Raw genomic sequence first — 19,888 nt, 5'->3', positions numbered from 1 at the left:
TCGATGCACTGGCGTTGGATGCAGGCGTACCCGTATCATGTCGATCCAGGTTTGTGCTGCAGTCACCCGCTCGCGCGCGGAGCACTCCGCCACAGCAGTGCGCGGAACGGGCCGAGCAGAAACACGCCCATGCCCAGCTTCACCGCCAGATCGCCGGCCGCCCAGCTGATCCACGGCAGGCCGGCGCCGGCAAAGGCGATGCTCCAGAAGATCGCCGTATCCAGCGTAGCGCTGCAGGTGGTGGCCACGATCGGCGCGCGCCACCAATTGCCATTGCGCAGACGATCGAACACGCTGATATCCAGCAACTGCGCAGCGATAAACGCGCTGCACGACGCGATTGCGATCCGTGGCGTCGCCAGCCAGGTCGACAACACCACTGCGAGCGCAAAGCCGCACCAGGCCACCTTGCGCGCTGCGCGTGGGCCGAAGCGGCGATTGATCAGGTTGCTCACCAGAAACGCCAGCGGATACGAAAACGCGCCCCAGGTCAGCCAATCGTTGATGGGGTACTGCACCAGAATATTGGACAGCAGCACCACCGCGCCCATGGCCAGCATCGCCCACGTCAAGGCACGTGCGGTGAGCGGAGCGAACAGCGTGGGGGATGTGGTGGACATGGCGGGCGGCAGTGAGCGATCAGCGCGAATTATCCGCGCGTTGGCGCATGCGGGCCAGTGCGCGCGGGGCCGCCAGTGTCTGCACCAGTACCACGGCGTGGCTGTTCGGCAGACAGTGGCCGACACGCGCGCGCGCACCGCGCGTAACACCGTGTCCGGAGACGTGAGACGTCAGCGACGCCCCATCGCAGCCGAGAGCTGTTGTACGCAGCGTTCCAGCATCACCAGATCTTGCTGCTGTTCTGTGCGGCCGCTTCTGCGGTCGGCACGAATGCCAACGCGTGGCCCTGTGGCGACTGCACGGTCCAGCCTGCGCCGGCCGGGCTCGGTTGGAAGGTCACCGTCTCGCCAACGTGGAAGCCGGCAGTCGGGTCGTCCTGACGCGCCGGCCAGCGCAGCAGGGCGGTGTTGTCGGCTTGCGCTGGATCCTGCAACTGCACTTCGCAGCCGCCATCGGTGGTTTTCTCCACCGACTTCACCCGCATCGGCGGCAATGGCCCGGCGGAGGCTTTGTTCGATGCATCGCCGAGCGCTTCCGAGCCCCTGCCCACACTGTGGCCGACAGCGATCGACACGAACACAGGTGCAGACACCACCAGGATCGCCGACATCATCGAGGCATCGCCGCGCGTGATCGTGGTCAAGCCTGCGTGGGCCCGCATCGGTTGACCAAACGCGATGGCCAGCAACAGGCCAAGGCCGGCAGATCGAAGAGGGATGTTCATGGAGACGCTCCGTGCGTGGTGACGCTGTGTGGAATGGAATGATCCTGCTGCAGCATGTGGTTTTGCTGCAGGAAATCGAACACCGACTCGACCGTGATCACCGAATAATTGCCGGAGATACGCTCGCTGGCAGGATGGTCGGTGACCGCGGCATTGGCGACGAAGAAACGTGCGCCGATGCGCTTGCTCAGATCGAGATGCAGGCGCGTGGGCTGGTAGCCGTTACGCTTGAGCCAGGCTTGCGCGCTGCGCCGATCCTGCACCGGCGCCGGTGTCGCAGAAGGTGCATCGGTCGCCGCCAGCGCCGCTGCCAGCACTTCGAGCACCCATTGATTGGAGTTCTGATACTCGGTGGAAAACGGATAGGCAATCATGCTGTAACGCGCTTCGTGCAGCGTGTGCGCCAGCGGGGCCGGATCCTGCAACAGCGTGTGTAGCTGCTGCTGCAATGCAGGCGCCAGCACGCCGACGCGCAGATCCGCGTTGAGTGCGCTTTCGCCGATGAAGTTGCTCAGACCTTCGCGATACAGCTCGGAGCTGTCCGATTTGCAGTGATTGAGCAGGTGCTTCACCCGCCAGGTGCCGTCGTCCTCGCGCAACGCGAAGGCCAGATGGCTGTGTTTCAAGCCGTAGCGGCTCAGATCCTGGCCGCCGCGTGCCAGCAGCACCACTTGCGCACCATCCACTGCATCCAGCGCCTGTTGGGTGGACTTGGCCATGTCGAACATCGCCGCCAGCGTGGCCGGTGTCGGGTAATGCGGTGCGCACACCGGCGCGGCAACGGCGGGTAGAGCGACACTCAAGCACATCAGCAACAGCGTTGTTGCAGGCCAGGTGCGTTGTTTGTCTTCCATTTGCATGCGGGTACATCGTCCTTGTGTCTGCCCCGTGTCACTCACGGCCGCGCCATCATACGTGCAGGCGCTCACGTACCAGGATGGCAATGCGTTGGGTTTCGCGCAATGGTTCAAGGTGCGGCTGCGCTGCGAACACAGCGCTTGCCTCGCATAGACGTCCGTGCGCTTGCAGTGCCCGAACATATGTCTCAACCCGCCCTTGTGCCTGATCGGCAAATGCTGCGGCCACCGGTACGCGCGTGGCGCAGGCTTCGGAGAGCAGGTTGACCGAGTCGGCGCTGGCCACGATCGCATCGGCCCAGCCCAGCAGGCCGGCGTATGGATTTGGCCCATCGCGCGTGTCGCACCACAGCAGGCCTGGCAGATCTGCGCACAGCTTGCGCAGCGTCGCCATTGCCTGCGGCGGAGTGCGTCGCGACGTGGTCACCAACAGGCTGCCGCCGACCGCGTGCAGCTGCTCGCGTAACTGCGCGCACAGCGCCGCCAAGGCCGTGGTCGTCCACGGCACGTGTGCGGTGGGGCCGCCGATCAACAGCGCCACGCGCGGGCCGGGCAGGGTGCCGAGCGTGGGGAACGCGGCGCGCCCGGCGGCCAGCCAGGCGTCGTCCACCGGGTGCAGGCTGCCGAGCAGGGTGATCACGTTCGCGCCACGCAGCGCGTCGTGCTCGGGCACGATCAGCAGATCCCAATGGCGCCGGTCCAGGCGCGGGTCCAGGACTTGCACCACCCGGCTACCGCGCGCGCGCAACAGCCGGGTGGCCAGCGCGGCCTGGCGTCCGCAGCCGATCGCCAGCGCCGGTGGCTGCTGCAATTGCCGGGCGAATCCGGGTCCGAACGCGGCCTGGGCGCCTGGTAAAAGGCGCGGCGCAACCCAGCGCCAGGGCGCGCGGGCCTGCAGATGCAGCGCGGTGACCCGCTCTGGCTGCAGCGCACGCGCCAGCGCCTCGGCCTGGCGTGCATTGCCGGCGCGGCCATCGCTGACCGCCCAGGTCAGCGCCATCGTTTCGAATCCGACATAGATTTGTTTCAGATTGAGCGTGTGTTGCAGCAATCGCGTCACTCTACACTGCGGGTCTTCACACCTGGGCCGGTGCCGCACTCTACTGTCGCCCATTCCTTTGCCTTCCGGAGTCTCCATGTCCGACCTGCTCGACGCTGCCGTGCTGGATCAGCTGTTCCGTACAGCCCGCACGCAAAACGCCTTTCTCGACACGCCCGTCAGCGAAGACCAGCTGCGCCAGCTCTACGACTTGGTGAAGTGGGGCCCGACTGCCGCCAACGGCTCGCCGGCACGTTTCGTGTTCGTGACCAGCCCGGAAGGCAAGCAGAAGCTCAAGCCGGCACTGTCCGAGGCCAACGCCGCCAAGACGCTGGGCGCGCCGGTCACGGTGATCGTCGGTTATGACGAGCAATTCCACGAAAAGCTGCCCTACCTGTTCCCGCATGCCGATGCCAAGAGCTGGTTTGAGGGCTCGCGCGATATGCGCGTGTCCGGTGCGTTCCGTAACAGCTCGCTGCAGGGCGCCTATCTGATCCTGGCCGCACGTGCGCTGGGCCTGGATGCCGGCCCGATGTCCGGCTTCGACAATGCCAAGGTAGATGCGGCGTTCTTTGCCGGCACGCCGATCAAATCCAATTTCCTGATCAATCTCGGCTACGGTGACCTGGCCGCGTTGTACCCGCGGCTGCCGCGCCTGAGTTTTGACGAAGCCGCACGCATCGAATAAGCGTGCGTCCCCCTTTCCTGCAGTCCTCGTCCGTCTGCGTTCTGTTCCATCCGCGTTGATCCAATGCGGTCCCTCATCTCAAAGGAGTTTCAATGAAGACCACCCACAAACTGCTGCTGCCGCTCGCCCTGACCCTGGCCATCGCCGCCTGCTCCAAGCCGGCCGACAACGCCGCCGCACCGGCCGCCGAAACCCCGGCTGCCACCGCACCGGCCGATGCCGCTGCTGCCCCGGCACCTGCTGCCGCCGAGTCGACCGCCTCGACCGCGCCGGCCGTGACAGTGGCCTCGGGCACCTACACGCTGGACCCGAGCCACACCGACGTGCTCGCGCAGTGGAGCCACTTCGGCTTCTCCAACCCCACCGCGCATTTCGGCAATGTCGACGGCACCCTGGTGTACGACGCGGCCGACGTGACCAAGTCCACCGTGCAGGTCACCCTGCCGCTGTCCGGCTTGAACAGCTTCACCGCCAAGTTCGACGAACACCTCAAGAGCGGTGACTTCTTCGACGCGGCCAAGTTCCCGACCGCCACCTTCAAGAGCACCAAGGTCGAAGCGGCCGGCCCCAACAAGCTGACCGTCACCGGCGATCTGACCATCAAGGATCAGACCAAGCCGGTCGTGCTGGACGTCACCCTCAACGGTGCCGGCGAGCACCCGATGAAGAAGGTGCCGGCCGCTGGTTTCGACGCCACCACCACCATCAAGCGCACCGACTTCGGCGTGGGCCAGTACGCCCCGAACGTCAGCGACGAAGTGAAGATCCGCATCACCACCGAAGCCCTGCAGGCCAAGGCCGGTGACGCTGCTGCTGCGAAGTAATTCGCTACAAAGGTAATGCATCGGTGTGCGTGATCGCACCGATGTGTGGAACGCAGAAGCCGGCCGATTGGCGTCATGCGGTTCACTAAAGAAAAAACGGCGCCTCTCCATCTTGGTGGGAAGCGCCGTTTTTTTTGGGCGTTGCGGTCGAGGGTGCGGTGCCCTCACCGCTCGCGGGACACGCCGCAAGTACGTCCATGTAGGCTCGGTGGCGGCATCCATGCCGCCACACGGTCCCGCAAGCGGTGAGGACACCGCACCAGAGAGTTGGTCGGTTGTTTGATGAAAGCCTACCTGTTGACCGCGTTGCGTTTTGCGTTGCGAAGCTGATCGGCCGCAGCGTTGTCCAAGTAACACACCATGCCTTGCTTGCAACCATGCACACCGACCATCTGGACTGGTCATTGCCTGCCCACCGTCGCGGGACCTTACGCGGCATGGATGCCGCGTAAGAGCCTACACGGACCTACTTGCGGCGTGTCCCGCGATGGTGGGCGGGCAAGGGCCCTGAGGCAAATCCACAGATCAACAGCCGTCTGCCCGGCAAACGCTGCACCCAGAGCCGCCATGCTGTCCGTTAGTGCGGAGCTGATTCAGCCTTCCAATATCCCTTCGCGCGCACCGACTCCTTGTCCACTCCGTGGTGCTCTTCGAGAAACTTGCGCATGGCGCGGGCACGCATGGATTCGGTGCCGATCCAGTAGAAGGTATCGCCGTCGTGCGGCTCGTAATCGCGCAGGCTGTCTTCCAACAAGGTGCTGTTGGCCGCATCGAAGCCGTTGCGTTCCAGCCAGTACACGTCCACGTCGGCGGCGCTGAGCAGCTCCTGGCGTTCTGCGGCATCGGCGATTTCGATAAAGACTTCTGCATGCATGTCGGCAGGCATGGATTCCAGCCAGCGGCCGATCGCGGGCAGTGCGGTTTCGTCGCCGATCAGCACGTAGTGGTCGTAGTCGTCGGCGACCAGAAACGAGCCGCGCGGGCCGCCGATTTTCAGCGTGTCGCCGGGTTGTGCGTGCGCTGCCCAGCTGGTGGCCACGCCGTCGCCGTGCAGCACGAAGTCGATGCTCAGCTCGCCGCTCTGCGGGTCGAACAGACGCGGCGTGTAATCACGGCCGGGCGAGGGCAGGGCGCCTTCGTCATAGCGCGGGCCTTCCGGCGTCATCGTCGGCAGCACGAAGTTGCCATCGGCATTGGGGAAGAACAGTTTGACGTGATCATCCGGTGCATCGCTTTGAAAGCCGGCCAGTTCGTTGCCGCCAAACACGATGCGGCGCATCTGCGGGGTGATCGATTCGCAGCGCAGCACCTGCACGGAGCGCAGGCGCGAGTCGCGGCGGATTTGGGTGTTGGTGTGGGTTGCCATGGGGGAATTGTTCCTGGATTGCCGGGCGTATGCGCGATAGGAATAAGTGGGGAGTAACTGGCAAAACTGATGGCGCAATAAACGATCAAATAAACCAGCTAGGCAAATAAACCAGCTAGGAGAAGCTGCTATTAGCAATCCCTTCTCCCATCGGGAGAAGGTGCCCCGCAGGGGCGGATGAGGGTACGGGCGAAACCTCATGCAGTTGGAGAGATGCACTAGGTAGATGCTTTGGAATTTGCAGAGTTATGAACTCACAGAGCAACGCATGTGCCGCGGTTCATGCACGTCACTGACGCGCGCAACGCGAACACTGCGATGACGTGTCACTGCTGCAAAGCGCAATCAAGCTCGCATCGGCCGGCTTCGGATCACAGTGATAGGGGCACTTAGCCGTCGTCGCGCTCCATGCCGTCAGCGGCGGCGTTGAGTAGCGCAGCGATGCGTGCGGTTTCTGCTTCCGTCCACTGCCCGTGCCGCGCAAACAGGCCGTGTTTGATGCGGTGGATCGCCTCGCGGATCGGTGCCGGTGTCTGTGCCTTGATCAACTCGCGTGCGCGGCGATGCGTGCGTGCCAGCGCCGCGTCGAGTGCGTCGCGCTGCTGTGCCACGTGCGTGCGGCCGGCCTCGGTGACCTGATAGCGCTTGCGGCCGTCATCCAGAGCGGTCTGCACCCAGCCGTCGGTTTCAAGCTGAGCCAGCGCCGGGTAGATCGCGCCGGCACTCGGGGTGTACAGCCCTTTGAACAACGCGGCGATCTGCCGCATCAGCTCGTACCCATGCCGCGGCTGTTGCTCGATCAGCGCTAGCAACAACAAACGCAGATCGCCATGCCCCAACGGCCGCGAGCGTCCGCTTGTGCCGCGCTCGGGCGCTGGATCGGAAGCGAGATCAGCGTCTGCGGAGACGTCGTCAGGTAGAGGACGCGTGTTCATTCGATATATCGAAGCATGGCGAAACGATATATCGAATTCGCGCTGCTCGCAAGCGCTGACGCACGCGAGATCGCCTGGGCGTGCGCCTTCTCTTCCCGATGGGCCTCGCCCGGCCGGTCCAGCACCACGCCGTCGACCACCGTGCCCACGCTAAGCAGAGCAAGGACCAGTCGGCCCGGTGCCGAACGACACCAAAGTCGACTTGCACCAAAGCCGGCCAACACCGACGCCGAACGACCTCAAAGCCGATCCACACTAAGGCCGACTAACCCCGAACCATGCTGAGCCGCGACTAGACAACGTAATTCTTCATAATTACGATGTAATTACTCCGACATTACGGGCCTAGCCCGATGAGGCAGCCGCATGAGTCGACAGTGGGACACCCAGGCCGAGAGCCGGCGCCAGCGCTTGCAGCGCGCCGCCCCGCTTGCGCCGCAGGGGCGTGTGGTGGCGGCCAGCGATGTCGTGGCGCTGCTGGAAGCGGTGATCGAGCCCGGCGACCGCGTCTGCCTGGAAGGCAACAATCAGAAGCAGGCCGACTTCCTGGCGCGCTGCCTCACCGAAGTGGACCCGGCGCGCGTGCACGACCTGCACATGGTGCAATCGGTGTTGTCACTGCCCGCGCATCTGGACGTGTTCGAGCGTGGCATCGCCAAGCGGCTGGATTTCTCATTCTCGGGCCCGCAGGCCGCGCGCCTGGCCGGGCTGGTTGGCGAGGGCCGCATCGAGATCGGCGCCATCCACACCTATCTGGAATTGTTTGGCCGCTACTTCATCGACCTGACCCCGCGCATCGCGCTGGTCACCGCGCAGGCCGCCGACCGCCACGGCAATCTCTACACCGGCCCGAATACCGAAGACACGCCGGTGATCGTGGAGGCCACTGCATTCAAGAGCGGCATCGTGATTGCGCAGGTCAACGAGATCGTCGACACGCTGCCGCGCGTGGATATTCCCGCCGATTGGGTGGACTTCGTCACGCAGGCGCCCAAGCCCAACCATATCGAACCGCTGTTCACCCGCGACCCGGCACAGATCTCCGAGATCCAGGTGCTGATGGCGATGATGGCGATCAAGGGCATCTACGCCGAATACGGTGTCAACCGGCTCAATCACGGCATCGGCTTCGATACCGCCGCGATCGAATTGCTGTTGCCCACCTACGCCGAATCGCTCGGGCTGAAGGGCAAAATCTGCCGGCATTGGGCGCTCAATCCGCATCCGGCGCTGATTCCGGCAATCGAATCGGGCTTCGTCGAATCGGTGCATTCGTTCGGCTCGGAACTGGGCATGGAGCAGTACATCGCCGCGCGCCCGGACATCTTTTTTACCGGTGCCGACGGCAGCATGCGTTCCAACCGCGCGCTGTCGCAGACCGCGGGGTTGTACGCCTGCGACATGTTCATCGGCTCCACTTTGCAGATCGATCTGCAGGGCAATAGCTCCACCGCCACGCGCGACCGCATCGCCGGCTTCGGCGGCGCGCCCAACATGGGCTCGGATGCGCGCGGTCGCCGGCATGCCAGCGACGCCTGGCTCAAGGCCGGGCGCGAAGCCGCACGTCCAGGCGAGATGCCGCGTGGACGCAAGCTGGTGGTGCAGATGGTGGAAACCTTCCGCGAGCACATGGCGCCGGCCTTCGTCGACAAGCTCGATGCCTGGGAACTGGCCGAGCGCGCCAACATGCCCTTGCCGCCGGTGATGATTTACGGCGACGACGTCAGTCACGTGTTGACCGAAGAAGGTATCGCCAACCTGCTGTTGTGCCGTACGCCGGAAGAGCGCGAGCAGGCGATTCGCGGCGTGTCCGGTTACACCGCCGTCGGTCTTGGGCGCGACAAGCGCGCGGTCGAAAACCTGCGCGATCGCGGTGTCATCCAGCGGCCGGAAGACCTGGGCATTCGGCCACGCGATGCCACGCGCGACCTGCTCGCTGCGCGCACGGTCAAGGATCTGGTGCGCTGGTCCGGTGGGTTGTACGACCCGCCGAAACGTTTTCGCAATTGGTAGGGGCACAGCATGGAAACCCTGCGGTATCGCTTCGATGGCCAGCATGGCGCGCGCGCCGGGCTGGAACATGCGCTGGTCGGTGTGGTGGCCTCCGGCAATCTGGAAGTGCTGGTCGAGCGCGTGCCGCTCGATGGCGCGATGGAAATCGAGATCCTCACCGCCGCGCGCGGGTTCGGCACGATCTGGCAAGCGGTGCTGGACGATTTTGCCGCACGCCATCCACTGCGCGATGTGCGCATCAGCATCAACGATGTCGGCGCCACGCCGGCGGTAGTGAGTTTGCGCCTGGAGCAGGCGATGGATGTCTTGCAGGGAGCCGACGCATGAGCCGCCCCTTTCACCCCGTAGGAGCGCACCCGGGCGCGACCGGCGCTCCCGGTGACGCTTCGGTCGCGCCCAGGTGCGCTCCTACGCGAGCCATCGTGAGCCGCACATGAGCACCACCACTCATCTCGTAGGAGCGCGCCTGAGCGCGACAAGCTTTCTCGGTAACGCCCCGGTCGCGCACAAGTGCGCTCCTACGCATGTCGTCGGGAGATACGTATGAGCACCACCATCCCCATGGCCGAGCGCAGCTATTACGAAGCCGATGCGCGCGAGCGTGTCGACGGCTTGCTGGACGCCGGTAGCTTCCGCGAATTCGTCGGTCCACGCCGCCGCCTGATCAGCCCGCATCTGGCCCAGCTCGACACGCCGGGCGCGTTCGATGACGGCATCGTGGTGGGCGAAGGCACGCTGCGTGGGCGCAACGTGTTGATCGCCGCGCAGCAAGGCGCCTTCATGGGCGGTGGCGTCGGCGAAGTGCATGGCGCCAAGCTCACCGGCCTGCTCGAACGCGCCGCAAAAACGCAGCCGGATGCGGTACTGCTGCTGCTCGACACCGGCGGCGTACGCCTGCACGAAGCCAATGCCGGGCTGATCGCCATTTCCGAAATCATGCGCGCCACGCTGAGCGCACGCGCTGCCGGCGTGCCGGTGCTGGCCTTGATCGGCAGCGGCAACGGCGCCTTCGGCGGCATGGGCATCGTGGCGCGCTGCTGCAGCGCGGTGATCATGTCAGAAGAAGGCCGCCTGTCGTTGTCCGGCCCGGACGTGATCGAGACCGTGCGCGGCGTGGAAGAGTTCGACGCGCGCGATCGCGCACTGGTGTGGCGCGTCACCGGCGGCAAGCACCGTTATCTGCTCGGCGAAGCGCAGACCTTGGTCGCCGACCGTATCGCGGCATTCGCCAACGCGGCTGCCCATGCGCTGGACACACTCGCCGAGCCGGAAGGCGAGGCCGCATTGCAGGCACTGGACCTTGCGCAGCAGCAGTTGTCCAAACGCATCGAGGCCTACGGCGATTGCCGCGATGGCCTGGAGATCTGGCAGCGCCAGGGCATCGTCGATGCGCAGCGCCTGCCGTTGCTGGACACCGAGGCCTTCCTCGCTGCCACTGCCGACCGGAGCATTCCATGGAACTGAGCCAACTGCTGGATCAGCTGTTTCCGCTCGGTCACGCCATCGCGCGCAACGACGATGTGCTCACCGGCAGCGCGATGACCGCTACGGGCGAGGTCACCGTGATCGGCACCGCCAACAAACTGGAAGTCGGTGTGGACCACGCACTGGCATTGGCCGCCACCGTGTTGGCGAGCACCCGTGCACATCCGCAACGGCCGATCGTGATGCTGGCCGACACCGCCGGGCAACGGCTCGCGCGCCGCGACGAACTGCTCGGCATCAACGGCTATTTCGCGCATCTGGCACGCGCGCTGGATCTCGCGCGCAAGCGCGGCGCGCGCCTGGTCACGTTGGTGTATGGCGAATCGGTCAGCGGCGGCTTCCTCTCGTTCGGCCTGATGGCCGACCATATCCACGCCTTGCCCGATGCACAGATCCGCGTAATGGATCTGCGTGCGATGGCACGTGTGACCAAGCAATCGGTAGACACCTTGCAGGTGCTGAGCAAGAGCTCGCCGGTATTCGCGCCGGGTGTGGAAAATTACGTGCGCATGGGCGCGGTGGAGTCGTTGTGGGAGGGCGATCTGGCGCAGGCGTTGCTCGATGCATTGGTCACGTCCAGCGACGGCGACCAACGTCGTACGCTTGGCGCACAACGTGGCGGCCGCACGTTGGCGCGCGATGTCGCCGCCGCCGTGGCAGCCGGAGAGGCCTGAGCATGTCCGGCCGCCACGCACTGGTGTGGTTGCATCCCGACGCGCGCTGGCAGGCGTTGACGCCGGGTGCGCAACCGCGCCTGCAGCAGTGGTTCGCTGCCGGCCTGCCAGCGGTGGTGGCGCGTGGTGACGGCAGCGAAGTGCCCGGCACACTGCGGCTCGGCGTGCCGTTGCCGCCGAGCGAAGGCAAGCAGCGTCTGGCGCTGACAGCCCATGTGGCCGACATCGCACGCAGCACCGCACCGCTGCTGTTGGACGCAGTGATCGCACACGCGCCCACCGACATGCAGCCGGCATTGCAGGCCCTGCTAAAGCAGACCCATGCCAACGCATTACAGCCACGCGTGTTCGGCAGCTTTGCATGGCAGGCACTCACCGGGCTTGCGTATGTGCACGCACAATCGGATCTGGACTTGTTGTGGTACGTCGACACGCCTGAGCAGGCGCAGTCGGTGGTGACACTGCTGCAACGCTGGGAACAACGCCATGGCCTGCGCGCCGATGGCGAATTATTGCTGGCCGACGACGACACCGCAGTGAACTGGCGCGAATATGCCGGCAGCGCGCAGCAGGTGTTGGTGAAATCCAATCAGGGCTGCCGGATGGCGTCGCGCACCGCGTTGTTTCCTGTGTGGAGCGCGGCATGAGTGCGCTGGCGAAAGATGTTGCCGATGCCAAGGCCGAGGCCGCATGTATGCATGGCGATATTCAACATCGTGCATCGCTGCAGGGCACATCGCGTCTCACCAGCGGCATGGCAAGTCCACTGGCGCACCGACTCGGCCGCCTTGCAGTGCTTGCCTTGCACGCAGAACTGGCCTGCGCACCAAAGCCTGGCCTGGTCACCCCATTCGATACCGGTAGCCACACCGATATGGACGCGGCCACCTTCCTGCGCAGCCTGTTCGCGTTGCGCGGCTACTTTGTCGCGATTGCACAAGCCGGCATCGACAACGCCCCGTTCGCACACTTGCGTCAGCTCGGCATCGATGCCGAAGCGGCGATGCTGCGCGCCACCGGCGGCATCAACACCCATCGCGGTGCGATATTCAGCCTCGGCCTGCTCACTGCGCAGGCGGCGCGCTTGCGTGTTGCGCACGGGCGCTGCCCCACTGGTGAAGCGGTCTGCAACGCGGTACAGGTGTGGGGCGATGCATTGCAATCTGCGCCGCTGAATCCGCACAGCAATGGTCAGCGTATGCGTGCGCAGTATCAGGTCAGCGGTGTGCGCGAGCAGGCCGCAGCCGGCTACCCGCTGTTACGCCAAGTCGCGCTGCCGTGCCTGCGCGCTGCGTTACATAGCGGCGCCACGCGCGAGGCTGCATTGGCGCAGACGCTGATGCAGTTGGTCAGCGAAGTGGACGATCTGAATCTGCTGCATCGTGGTGGGCAGGAAGGGCTGGCCTACGCACAAGCGCAAGCATGTGCCTTCCTCACCGACGGCGGCATCGCGCAACCGCAGTGGCGCGATTGTTTGAACTCCATCGGCGAGCAATTCGTCGCACGCCGTCTGAGCCCGGGCGGCAGCGCCGATCTGCTAGCCTGCGCCTGGTTTCTGCACTTGCAGGAACGCGCATGACGCTCGCCGTGCTCTGTCCGGGCCAAGGTGGTCAACACGCCGAGATGTTTGCGCGTGTCGCCGATGCACCCGCTGCGGCCAGCGTGCTCGCTGCCGCGACCAAGCTGCTCGGTGCATCAGCGCAAACGCTGGCCGCGGACCCAAACCGTTACGCCAATGCCATTGCACAGCCACTGGTGTGCGCTGGCACGCTGGCGCAATGGCAGGTGCTGCAGACGCAACTACCCACGCCGTTGCTGGTACTTGGCTACAGCGTCGGCGAGCTCGCCGCGCATGCGGTAGCCGGCAGCATGGACATCGATACCTGCCTGCAGCTGGCCGCCACCCGCGCACGCCTGATGGACGCGGCCAGCCCGGACAATGCCGGGTTGATGGCGGTGGTCGGCTTGCCACTGCGCGCACTCGAAATGCTATGCCAGACCCATGGCGCGGCACTGGCCATCATCAACGGCGACGACCACGCCGTGCTCGGTGGCCCGCACGCTGCGCTGCAGGCACTTGGCGATGCCGCACAGGCGCAAGGCGCGCGCATCACGCTGCTGCCGGTGAGCGTGCCGGCGCATACGCCGTGGTTGCGCGCGGCCGCAGACGCATTCGCCATCGCTTTGAAAAACGCAGAAATCACTGCGCCCAAGCTGCGCGTGCTGGCCGGTATCGATGCACGTGCAGTCACCACGCAGGCATTGGTGATCGACACGCTGGCCGCACAGATTGCGCAGACCGTGCGCTGGTACGACGTGCTGGTGCAGGCCGCAGAGCGCGGCGCACGCGTGTTTCTCGAACTGGGGCCAGGCAGCGCATTGGCGCGCATGGCGCGGGAGGTATTGCCGGACTGCGAGGCGCGGTCGGTAGACGAATTCAACAGCACCCAAGGTGTTGTCGAGTGGGTCAACGCCGCGTGCGAGCGCGCGGCATGAGGTAACGCTAGGAGAGGCCAGCAATGCATAGCGAGCAGGCAACCGCCTGGCAGCTGCGCATCGGTGTTGTTGGCCGCTCCTGGTGTCTGACAGGGCGTGACCCTTGGGTGGCGGGTGGCCATCCGTGCTGTACGCGTATCAGGTGTCTGGGAGGGCGCATGACCCCGCAAATTGCAACGATTCTTGGCTTGGTGATCATGTTCATCGTCGCCACCGCATTGCCCATCAACATGGGTGCGGTGGCTTTCGCGCTGGCCTTCATCATCGGCGGCGTGTGGGTGGGGCTGGATGGCAAGGAGGTGCTGGCCGGCTTTCCGGGCGACCTGTTCCTGACCCTGGTCGGCATCACCTATCTGTTCGCCATCGCGCAGAAGAACGGCACCATCGATCTGTTGGTGCACTGGGCGGTGCGCGCGGTACGCGGGCGCATCGTGGCGATCCCGTGGGTGATGTTCGTCATTACCGGGTTGCTGACTGCATTCGGCGCGCTCGGGCCGGCGGCAGTGGCGATCATCGGGCCGGTGGCGCTGCGCTTCGCCAAGCAGTACCGCATCAACCCGTTGATGATGGGCCTGCTGGTGATCCATGGCGCGCAGGGCGGCGGGTTTTCGCCGATCAGCGTGTATGGCGGCATCACCAACAAGGTGGTGGAAAAAGCCGGGCTGGACGTCACCGAGATGGCGGTGTTTCTCACCAGTCTTGGTTTCAACCTGATGATGGCGATCATCTGCTTCTGTGCGTTCGGCGGGCTCAAGCTGATGCGTCGGCAAGAGGTGTCGCTGGCGGATGCGCAATACGTGCCAGTGGCCGATGACCAGGCCTCCAAACGCCCATTTGCGATCGAAGGGCATGGCTCCTTGGTCGCCGCTGGCGGCGGTACATTGTCGACCAATCCGCTGGCGCTGGAGGCTGTCGCCATCACCCGCGATCGCTTGATCACGCTGGTGGGTTTGCTGGGGTTGGGCATCGCCGCATTGGTCTACAACCTCAATGTCGGTCTGGTCTCGATCACCGTTGCGGTGGCACTGGCTTTGATCTCGCCCAGCGCGCAGAAAGGCGCAGTGGATGGCATCAGCTGGTCCACGGTGCTGTTGATCAGTGGTGTGGTGACCTATGTTGCGGTGCTGGAAAAGGCCGGCGCGGTGGATTACATCGGCACCGGTGTCTCGCATATCGGCATGCCGTTGCTGGGTGCGCTGCTGGTCTGTTATGTCGGCGGCATCGTGTCCGCGTTCGCATCGTCCGCAGCCGTGCTCGGCGCCACCATTCCGCTGGCGGTGCCGTTCCTGATGCAGGGCCAGTTGGGTGCGGCCGGGGTGATCTGCGCGCTCGCCGTGTCCTCCACCATTGTCGATGTCAGCCCGTTCTCCACCAACGGCGCGCTGGTGGTGGCTTCGGCTGCGAAAGAGGAGCGCGACGCGCTGTTCCGCCGCTTCCTGGTCTACAGCGGGCTGGTCGTGTTGTTGGGGCCACTGACGGCGTGGCTGCTGTTCGTGGTGCCGGGCTGGCTGTGAGCCGGCACGCGCACAGCGGCGGAGTGGGGCGCCCCCGTAGAATGGGCGCCCCCGCTCCACTGCCGACGACCTGCCCGCCATGACCCTCGCCCCTGATTCGCGCACCGCCAAAAAGCGCGTACCGCTGTACGAGGAAGTGGCCGAGCGCCTGCGCCAGAAGATCTACGACTACGCGTTGCCGCCGGGCGAGTGGATCGATGAGCCGGCGCTGGCCGAAGAACTCGGCATCAGCCGTACTCCGCTACGCGAGAGCCTCAAGCTGCTCGCCGCCGAAGGCCTGGTGCAGCTGGACGCCGGCCGCGGCAGCCGGGTCACGCGGTTGACGCTGGAAGACCTCAACCAGCTGTTCCCGGTGATGGCGATGCTCGAAGGTCGCTGCGCCCACGATGCGGTCAAGCGCATCGACGCGGCCGGCGTGCAACGCCTGGAAGACCTGCACGCGGCGATGGAAACCGCCGCCGCCGCCGGCGACCTGGCCGAGTACTACCGCAATAATTATCTGATTCATGAAACCGTGCAGCAGTACGCCGGCAATCCGTGGTTGATCCGTGTCACCCACGATCTGCATCGCATCCTCAAGATGCATCGCGGTCGTCAGCTGTTGACGCCGGGACGCATGGCGCAATCGTTGGCCGAGCATCGTGCATTGATGGAGTGCGTACGGCGCGGCGATGCCGAGGGCGCAGAACGCACGATGCACGGGCATCTGCTGAGCCAGGGCCAGGCCTTGGCGGCGTATGTGGCAGCGGGCGGCATGTTGAATGTGCCGGCACCCTTGCCGCGGGTCGGCGGGGTGTAGAGCCGCCGTGGCGAACCGCTTAAAGCAGCTGGCTTGATCCCAATAGCGCCTGACGCTCCCACCCTTCTCCCTCCGGGAGAAGGTGCCCGAAGGGCGGATGAGGGTACGTCCGCACGTAGCAGTGGGAAGCTCTTGCTCTTGCGAATCCCAAATCCCAAATCCCAAATCCCAACCATTGAAAAACCGGGCTACTGCACACCCAACCCAAGCAACCCGTCCACACGTTCAATCAACTGCGTCCCAGCCAACCCGGCAAACACCTCCGGGTGCGCATAGCCCCACGCCACCGCAGCAAACGGTAAGCCCACCACTTGCGCCGCTTCCCAGTCGGCGACCTGGTCGCCCACATACACCGCCTGCGCTGCGGTATGTCCAGTGGCGCGCAACACGCGACGCAAGGCGCGCTGCTTGCCCAGTAGATGCGCACCACCATCGATCACGGCGAACTTCGCGCTCAAGTCCTTACCCAAGGCGCGTTGCACATTCTCCACCGAGTTGGACGACACCACGGCCAGACGCGTGCCTTGCGCATGCAGCGTCTCCACTACGTCGCCAATGCCGTCAAACAACGCCATCGGCGGGGCGGCGCGCATCAGGCGGATAAAGTCGGCGGCCACCAGCGGCACGCGCCAGGCACGCAACCTGGAGGCTTTCAACAGCTCCCGCGTACTCAGCCGGCGAGCATCCTCCACCTCGTGCGCTTGTGCCGCACGGAAACCGTGCCGCTCGGCCAGCACGCGCTGCGTGCTCAAAAAGAAACCGAACGAGTCGGCCAGCGTGCCGTCGAAATCGAAGATGATCAGTGCGGGCATTGCAGCGCAGGTATCAGGGCGTCATAGCCTACCCAATGCCGCTGACGCGCCATACGCACACATGTCACTACATGTGCGCGCAGGCGATGCCGCTTACACTTCGGCGAAGTGCGGCAAGATCGGGTTGTCGCCGTCGGCGTGCTGTTCGATGACCTTGCGCTGCATCGCGGCCAGGTAGGCATCCAGCTCTTCGGTGGAGGCGAACACATCGCTCAGCGGCACTGCCTTGACCATGTCGAAGACCTTGCGGATCTGCGGCTGCGGGTTGGTCACCAGCACCTTGCCCTGGCGCGTTGCCAGGGTCTTGCGCGCCTTGAAGATGACGCGGATGCCGGCGCTGGAAATGTATTCCAGTGCGGTCAGGTCCAGCACCAGGGTAACGATGGTGGTGCCCAGCAGTGGCGACAGCGCCGCCTCCAGGTCCAGATAGGTATGCGTGTCCAGGCGCCCGGTCAAGATGACGCGTTGACGGGTGTCTTGCGCCGGATCGATGTGGATGGCGAGCGTGGTCATGGCAGTGCCTCGGGGACAGGGGCGTACGGATGCAGCAAGGTGATACGCACGACGTTATATGCACCATCGCGACGGTAGTCGATGTGATCGGCGAACTGATGCACCAAAAACAACCCCAATCCGCCGATCGGCCGATCGTCGAGCGCGGCGTCCAGCTCCAGTTCCGGCAGCGCACGCGGGTCGAAGGCGCTGCCCGGGTCGCTCAGCTCCAGCACCAGCGCCTGCGCGTCCAGCTGCAGCTGCAGGCGTAAGGGCTGTTCGGCGCATTGGCCGTGGGTGAGCGCGTTGCAGCCGAGTTCTTCCACGATCAGCCGCACCTGGCCGATGCGCGCTTCGTGCAGGCCTTCGCGCATCAGCGAGTCTTCCAGCGCGTCGTTGGCGCCGGCCAGTTGGGCCAGCGACGGCGCGATGGCCAGTTCGAGCTTCATCCGGTCGTTGCCTTTCCGGGACCGTCCCGGCCAGCGTCTGCCACCGGCTCAGCATGCTCCTGGCGCAGCCGGATCGCCAGCAGCGTGATGTCGTCGTACGCATCGGCCTGGCCGGTGAACCCGGCGATGTCGTCGATGACCGCCTTGCACTGTGCCGCCGCGCTACGGCGCGGATGCAGCGCGGCCAGCAGCCGCTCCAGCCCGTAGCTGGCGCCGTGTTCGTCCATCGCCTCGGTCACGCCATCGGTATAACCCAGCAGGGTCTGCCCGGCGCGCATGCGGCCCTGCAGCACCGGGTAGGCCAGCTGCGGCTCGATGCCCAGCGGCGCACCGGTTTCCAACGGCAACGGCTGCACCGTGCCATCCAGGTCGATCAACAGCGGCGGCTCGTGCCCGGCGCTGGCCAGCCAGTATTCGCCGCTCACCACGTTGATCACCCCGCACAGCACGGTGGCAAACATGCACGGCTCGTTGTTCTCGGCCAACCGCGTGGAGGCGGCGATCAAGATGGCGTCCGGGCGCGTGTGCCGGCGCGCGGCGATTTCCAGCACGCTCACCGCGCGCGCCATGAACAAGGCCGCCGGCACGCCCTTGTCGGAGACATCGCCCACCACAAACCACAACAGCCCCGGCTCGGTCTCGATGAAGTGGTAAAAATCGCCGCCCACCGCCTTGGCCGGTTCCAGCCAGGCGCAGGTTTCCAGATGCGAGTTGGCGCGGTCGAAGGTGCGTCCGGATGGCAGCATCGCCTGCTGGATCTCGCGCGCAATCTGCAGCTCGCTGTACATGCGTTCGCGCGCAGAGGTCATCTCGCCGATCTGCGCGATATGGTCGCGGATTGCACCGCGTGCACTATCGAACGCACGCGCCATCACGCCCACTTCGTCATCGCGTTCGATATGCCGCAGCGGGTACTCGAATTCGCCACGGCGAAAATGCTCGGCGGTGTCGGTCAATTCCTCGATCGGCCGCGTCAAGGTGCGCGTGATCCGCCCCATCAACCACCACCACACCGCCGCGCCCAGCAACGCCGCCAACGCCACCCATGCGGCCAGCCAGTTCAGGCCGGCCAGCACGTAGTTTTCCGATGCGGACAGCACGAAGGTCCAGCCGCTGCGTCCCACCGCCGCGCTATGAGTCAGGAAACGCTCGCCATCGGGAGCGGTGTGCGAGAACGAGATCGGCTGACCCGCCGCCACTGCGCGCTGCAGCGGAGCCAGATCCGGGCGCGAACGCGCCACGTAGGTAGCGAGCGTGTCATGCAGATTGAGCGCGGGGTCAGGGCTGAACATCACCATCCCCTCCGGCGACAACAGCATCGGCCGGATGCTGATGTCGTGCGGCAGCTGGTCGATGATGGCGCGCAGATGTTGCAGCGGCAGATCCACGCTCACCATGCCCACCGGCGCCGCATCCACCGCATCGCCCGGCCGGTGCAGCGGCAGGTTGTAACTGGTGTACAACTCGCTGCCGCCATTGGTGTTGATATACGGCTCGGACCACCATGCACGCCCTTCGCGCTGGGTGCGCAGATACCACGGCATTGCGCGGTAGTCGTCGCCCAGCTCCTGCACCGATTTTTCCAGCACGCGCGTGCCATCGCGATGCACGTACCAGACAAACCCGATATCGCCGGCTTTTTGCGTGCGCGGTTCGATGATCAAACGCGCCGCGCCGATATCCGGGTCGCCACTGAGCGTGGCCAGCAGCAACGCACGCAGATTGAACGGCTGCAGTCCCACCGCACCGCTGCTGGCCGCCAGCGTGCGGCCGCTCACCTGCACCGAATCCAGCATCGCTGCCAGGCTGCGCGCGGTCTGCTCGGTCAAGCCATCCACTTCAGTGCGCGCCGCCTCCACCAATTCGGCACGGGCGCCCAGATAAAACACCGTGCCCAGGACCGCCAGCAGCAGCACCAGCACTGCGGTGGCGGCCAGCAACACGCGCATGCGCAGGCTGCGCCGCCAGTGCACGCGCGGGGTGACGGCCACGTTGTCGGCTGGCAATGTGAACCCCGTGGCGATAACGCGCTCCCCCTAGCGGACAGGTCGAATCATGGCAGCTTTCCGGCGGGCAACAACTGCCTCACGTCAGCTGCCG

Annotated in this window: 21 protein-coding genes; 11 read left to right on the top strand and 10 right to left on the bottom strand. The window is 65.3% G+C overall.

Features of this window, described 5'->3' with window-relative positions:
- Positions 1–62: 62 nt before the first annotated feature.
- The 4 genes from ABS769_RS02920 to ABS769_RS02905 form a co-directional block, all read right to left on the bottom strand.
- Positions 63–620, bottom strand: coding sequence for a VUT family protein (locus tag ABS769_RS02920; protein ID WP_317062954.1), 558 nt, complete (start codon positions 618–620; stop codon positions 63–65).
- A 221-nt stretch (positions 621–841) separates the two neighbouring features.
- Positions 842–1,345, bottom strand: a complete 504-nt coding sequence (locus ABS769_RS02915; RefSeq protein WP_317062953.1) for a hypothetical protein — start codon at positions 1,343–1,345, stop codon at positions 842–844.
- Entirely contained in the window at positions 1,342–2,199 is an 858-nt protein-coding gene (locus tag ABS769_RS02910; protein ID WP_430544188.1) for a DUF2145 domain-containing protein, read from the bottom strand. Before ABS769_RS02910 ends, ABS769_RS02915 begins: the two co-directional genes overlap by 4 nt.
- 55 nt (positions 2,200–2,254) lie before the next feature.
- Positions 2,255–3,202: a mitochondrial fission ELM1 family protein gene (locus ABS769_RS02905; RefSeq protein WP_317062958.1), complete on the bottom strand. Its 948-nt coding sequence runs from the start codon at positions 3,200–3,202 to the stop codon at positions 2,255–2,257.
- Between the two features lie 136 nt (positions 3,203–3,338).
- Here ABS769_RS02905 and ABS769_RS02900 point away from each other — a divergent pair, with 136 nt between their 5' ends.
- Both ABS769_RS02900 and ABS769_RS02895 read left to right on the top strand, forming a co-directional pair.
- The gene (locus ABS769_RS02900; RefSeq protein WP_350498070.1) at positions 3,339–3,929 is read left to right on the top strand and encodes a malonic semialdehyde reductase; all 591 of its coding nucleotides are present in this window, start codon (positions 3,339–3,341) and stop codon (positions 3,927–3,929) included.
- Positions 3,930–4,021: 92 nt separating this feature from the next.
- Positions 4,022–4,753, top strand: coding sequence for a YceI family protein (locus tag ABS769_RS02895; protein WP_023902659.1), 732 nt, complete (start codon positions 4,022–4,024; stop codon positions 4,751–4,753).
- Between the two features lie 577 nt (positions 4,754–5,330).
- On the opposite strand, the gene ABS769_RS02890 is transcribed toward ABS769_RS02895, so the two are convergent.
- Entirely contained in the window at positions 5,331–6,119 is a 789-nt protein-coding gene (locus ABS769_RS02890) for a siderophore-interacting protein (RefSeq protein WP_317062951.1), read from the bottom strand.
- Between the two features lie 389 nt (positions 6,120–6,508).
- Positions 6,509–7,054 (bottom strand): PadR family transcriptional regulator, encoded by a 546-nt coding sequence (locus ABS769_RS02885; RefSeq protein ID WP_430544187.1) that lies wholly within the window; start codon positions 7,052–7,054, stop codon positions 6,509–6,511.
- A gap of 366 nt (positions 7,055–7,420) precedes the next feature.
- On the opposite strand from ABS769_RS02885, the gene mdcA reads away from it, so the two are divergent.
- The 9 genes from mdcA to ABS769_RS02840 all read left to right on the top strand — a co-directional run bounded on the left by mdcA (position 7,421) and on the right by ABS769_RS02840 (position 16,035).
- Positions 7,421–9,067 carry a malonate decarboxylase subunit alpha gene (gene mdcA, locus ABS769_RS02880; protein WP_317062950.1) on the top strand — a complete coding sequence of 549 codons (1,647 nt, stop codon included), beginning with the start codon at positions 7,421–7,423 and terminating at the stop codon, positions 9,065–9,067.
- Positions 9,068–9,076: 9 nt separating this feature from the next.
- Positions 9,077–9,394: a malonate decarboxylase acyl carrier protein gene (gene mdcC / locus ABS769_RS02875; RefSeq protein ID WP_317062949.1), complete on the top strand. Its 318-nt coding sequence runs from the start codon at positions 9,077–9,079 to the stop codon at positions 9,392–9,394.
- 234 nt (positions 9,395–9,628) lie between these two features.
- Positions 9,629–10,531 carry a biotin-independent malonate decarboxylase subunit beta gene (locus ABS769_RS02870; RefSeq protein ID WP_317062957.1) on the top strand — a complete coding sequence of 301 codons (903 nt, stop codon included), beginning with the start codon at positions 9,629–9,631 and terminating at the stop codon, positions 10,529–10,531.
- Entirely contained in the window at positions 10,522–11,226 is a 705-nt protein-coding gene (gene mdcE, locus ABS769_RS02865) for a biotin-independent malonate decarboxylase subunit gamma (RefSeq protein ID WP_317062948.1), read from the top strand. Before ABS769_RS02870 ends, mdcE begins: the two co-directional genes overlap by 10 nt.
- A 2-nt stretch (positions 11,227–11,228) precedes the next feature.
- On the top strand, positions 11,229–11,873 hold the full coding sequence (gene mdcG / locus ABS769_RS02860; protein ID WP_317062947.1) for a malonate decarboxylase holo-[acyl-carrier-protein] synthase: 645 nt from the start codon (positions 11,229–11,231) through the stop codon (positions 11,871–11,873).
- A 107-nt stretch (positions 11,874–11,980) separates the two neighbouring features.
- Entirely contained in the window at positions 11,981–12,805 is an 825-nt protein-coding gene (mdcB, locus tag ABS769_RS02855) for a triphosphoribosyl-dephospho-CoA synthase MdcB (RefSeq protein ID WP_317062956.1), read from the top strand.
- Complete coding sequence (gene mdcH / locus ABS769_RS02850) at positions 12,802–13,722, top strand: malonate decarboxylase subunit epsilon (RefSeq protein ID WP_317062946.1); 921 nt, start codon at positions 12,802–12,804, stop codon at positions 13,720–13,722. The genes mdcB and mdcH overlap by 4 nt, the downstream gene beginning before the upstream one ends.
- Before the next feature lie 158 nt (positions 13,723–13,880).
- On the top strand, positions 13,881–15,236 hold the full coding sequence (locus ABS769_RS02845) for an SLC13 family permease (protein ID WP_317062945.1): 1,356 nt from the start codon (positions 13,881–13,883) through the stop codon (positions 15,234–15,236).
- A 79-nt stretch (positions 15,237–15,315) separates the two neighbouring features.
- Complete coding sequence (locus tag ABS769_RS02840; protein WP_317062944.1) at positions 15,316–16,035, top strand: GntR family transcriptional regulator; 720 nt, start codon at positions 15,316–15,318, stop codon at positions 16,033–16,035.
- A 188-nt stretch (positions 16,036–16,223) separates the two neighbouring features.
- Here ABS769_RS02840 and ABS769_RS02835 read toward each other — a convergent pair whose 3' ends face one another.
- From ABS769_RS02835 to ABS769_RS02820, 4 genes are all read right to left on the bottom strand, one after another.
- Positions 16,224–16,847 (bottom strand): HAD-IA family hydrolase, encoded by a 624-nt coding sequence (locus ABS769_RS02835; protein ID WP_317062943.1) that lies wholly within the window; start codon positions 16,845–16,847, stop codon positions 16,224–16,226.
- A 93-nt stretch (positions 16,848–16,940) separates the two neighbouring features.
- Positions 16,941–17,360 carry an STAS domain-containing protein gene (locus ABS769_RS02830; protein ID WP_317062942.1) on the bottom strand — a complete coding sequence of 140 codons (420 nt, stop codon included), beginning with the start codon at positions 17,358–17,360 and terminating at the stop codon, positions 16,941–16,943.
- Positions 17,357–17,788 (bottom strand): ATP-binding protein, encoded by a 432-nt coding sequence (locus tag ABS769_RS02825; protein WP_023905273.1) that lies wholly within the window; start codon positions 17,786–17,788, stop codon positions 17,357–17,359. Before ABS769_RS02825 ends, ABS769_RS02830 begins: the two co-directional genes overlap by 4 nt.
- Entirely contained in the window at positions 17,785–19,737 is a 1,953-nt protein-coding gene (locus ABS769_RS02820) for a SpoIIE family protein phosphatase (protein ID WP_317062955.1), read from the bottom strand. Before ABS769_RS02820 ends, ABS769_RS02825 begins: the two co-directional genes overlap by 4 nt.
- Positions 19,738–19,888 lie beyond the last annotated feature (151 nt).

Origin of the sequence: Xanthomonas hortorum, assembly GCF_040279205.1 — a bacterium.
GTDB classification, from domain to species: domain Bacteria; phylum Pseudomonadota; class Gammaproteobacteria; order Xanthomonadales; family Xanthomonadaceae; genus Xanthomonas; species Xanthomonas hortorum_F.
The sequence above is the reverse complement of the archived record's forward strand: the minus strand, read 5'-3'. Positions and strand labels throughout refer to the sequence as shown.

Bases quoted from the DNA above. Each gene is read 5' to 3' on its own strand.
- ABS769_RS02915 (WP_317062953.1), bottom strand. From the start codon at position 1,345: ATGAACATCCCTCTTCGATCTGCCGGCCTTGGCCTGTTGCTGGCCATC.
- ABS769_RS02895 (WP_023902659.1), top strand. From the start codon at position 4,022: ATGAAGACCACCCACAAACTGCTGCTGCCGCTCGCCCTGACCCTGGCC.
- ABS769_RS02840 (WP_317062944.1), top strand. From the start codon at position 15,316: ATGACCCTCGCCCCTGATTCGCGCACCGCCAAAAAGCGCGTACCGCTG.
- ABS769_RS02825 (WP_023905273.1), bottom strand. From the start codon at position 17,788: ATGAAGCTCGAACTGGCCATCGCGCCGTCGCTGGCCCAACTGGCCGGC.
- ABS769_RS02920 (WP_317062954.1), bottom strand. From the start codon at position 620: ATGTCCACCACATCCCCCACGCTGTTCGCTCCGCTCACCGCACGTGCC.
- ABS769_RS02885 (WP_430544187.1), bottom strand. From the start codon at position 7,054: ATGAACACGCGTCCTCTACCTGACGACGTCTCCGCAGACGCTGATCTC.
- mdcE (WP_317062948.1), top strand. From the start codon at position 10,522: ATGGAACTGAGCCAACTGCTGGATCAGCTGTTTCCGCTCGGTCACGCC.
- mdcC (WP_317062949.1), top strand. From the start codon at position 9,077: ATGGAAACCCTGCGGTATCGCTTCGATGGCCAGCATGGCGCGCGCGCC.
- ABS769_RS02835 (WP_317062943.1), bottom strand. From the start codon at position 16,847: ATGCCCGCACTGATCATCTTCGATTTCGACGGCACGCTGGCCGACTCG.
- ABS769_RS02910 (WP_430544188.1), bottom strand. From the start codon at position 2,199: ATGGAAGACAAACAACGCACCTGGCCTGCAACAACGCTGTTGCTGATG.
- ABS769_RS02900 (WP_350498070.1), top strand. From the start codon at position 3,339: ATGTCCGACCTGCTCGACGCTGCCGTGCTGGATCAGCTGTTCCGTACA.
- mdcA (WP_317062950.1), top strand. From the start codon at position 7,421: ATGAGTCGACAGTGGGACACCCAGGCCGAGAGCCGGCGCCAGCGCTTG.
- mdcG (WP_317062947.1), top strand. From the start codon at position 11,229: ATGTCCGGCCGCCACGCACTGGTGTGGTTGCATCCCGACGCGCGCTGG.
- ABS769_RS02820 (WP_317062955.1), bottom strand. From the start codon at position 19,737: ATGCGCGTGTTGCTGGCCGCCACCGCAGTGCTGGTGCTGCTGCTGGCG.
- ABS769_RS02905 (WP_317062958.1), bottom strand. From the start codon at position 3,202: ATGGCGCTGACCTGGGCGGTCAGCGATGGCCGCGCCGGCAATGCACGC.
- ABS769_RS02890 (WP_317062951.1), bottom strand. From the start codon at position 6,119: ATGGCAACCCACACCAACACCCAAATCCGCCGCGACTCGCGCCTGCGC.
- ABS769_RS02870 (WP_317062957.1), top strand. From the start codon at position 9,629: ATGGCCGAGCGCAGCTATTACGAAGCCGATGCGCGCGAGCGTGTCGAC.
- mdcB (WP_317062956.1), top strand. From the start codon at position 11,981: ATGGCAAGTCCACTGGCGCACCGACTCGGCCGCCTTGCAGTGCTTGCC.
- ABS769_RS02845 (WP_317062945.1), top strand. From the start codon at position 13,881: ATGACCCCGCAAATTGCAACGATTCTTGGCTTGGTGATCATGTTCATC.
- mdcH (WP_317062946.1), top strand. From the start codon at position 12,802: ATGACGCTCGCCGTGCTCTGTCCGGGCCAAGGTGGTCAACACGCCGAG.
- ABS769_RS02830 (WP_317062942.1), bottom strand. From the start codon at position 17,360: ATGACCACGCTCGCCATCCACATCGATCCGGCGCAAGACACCCGTCAA.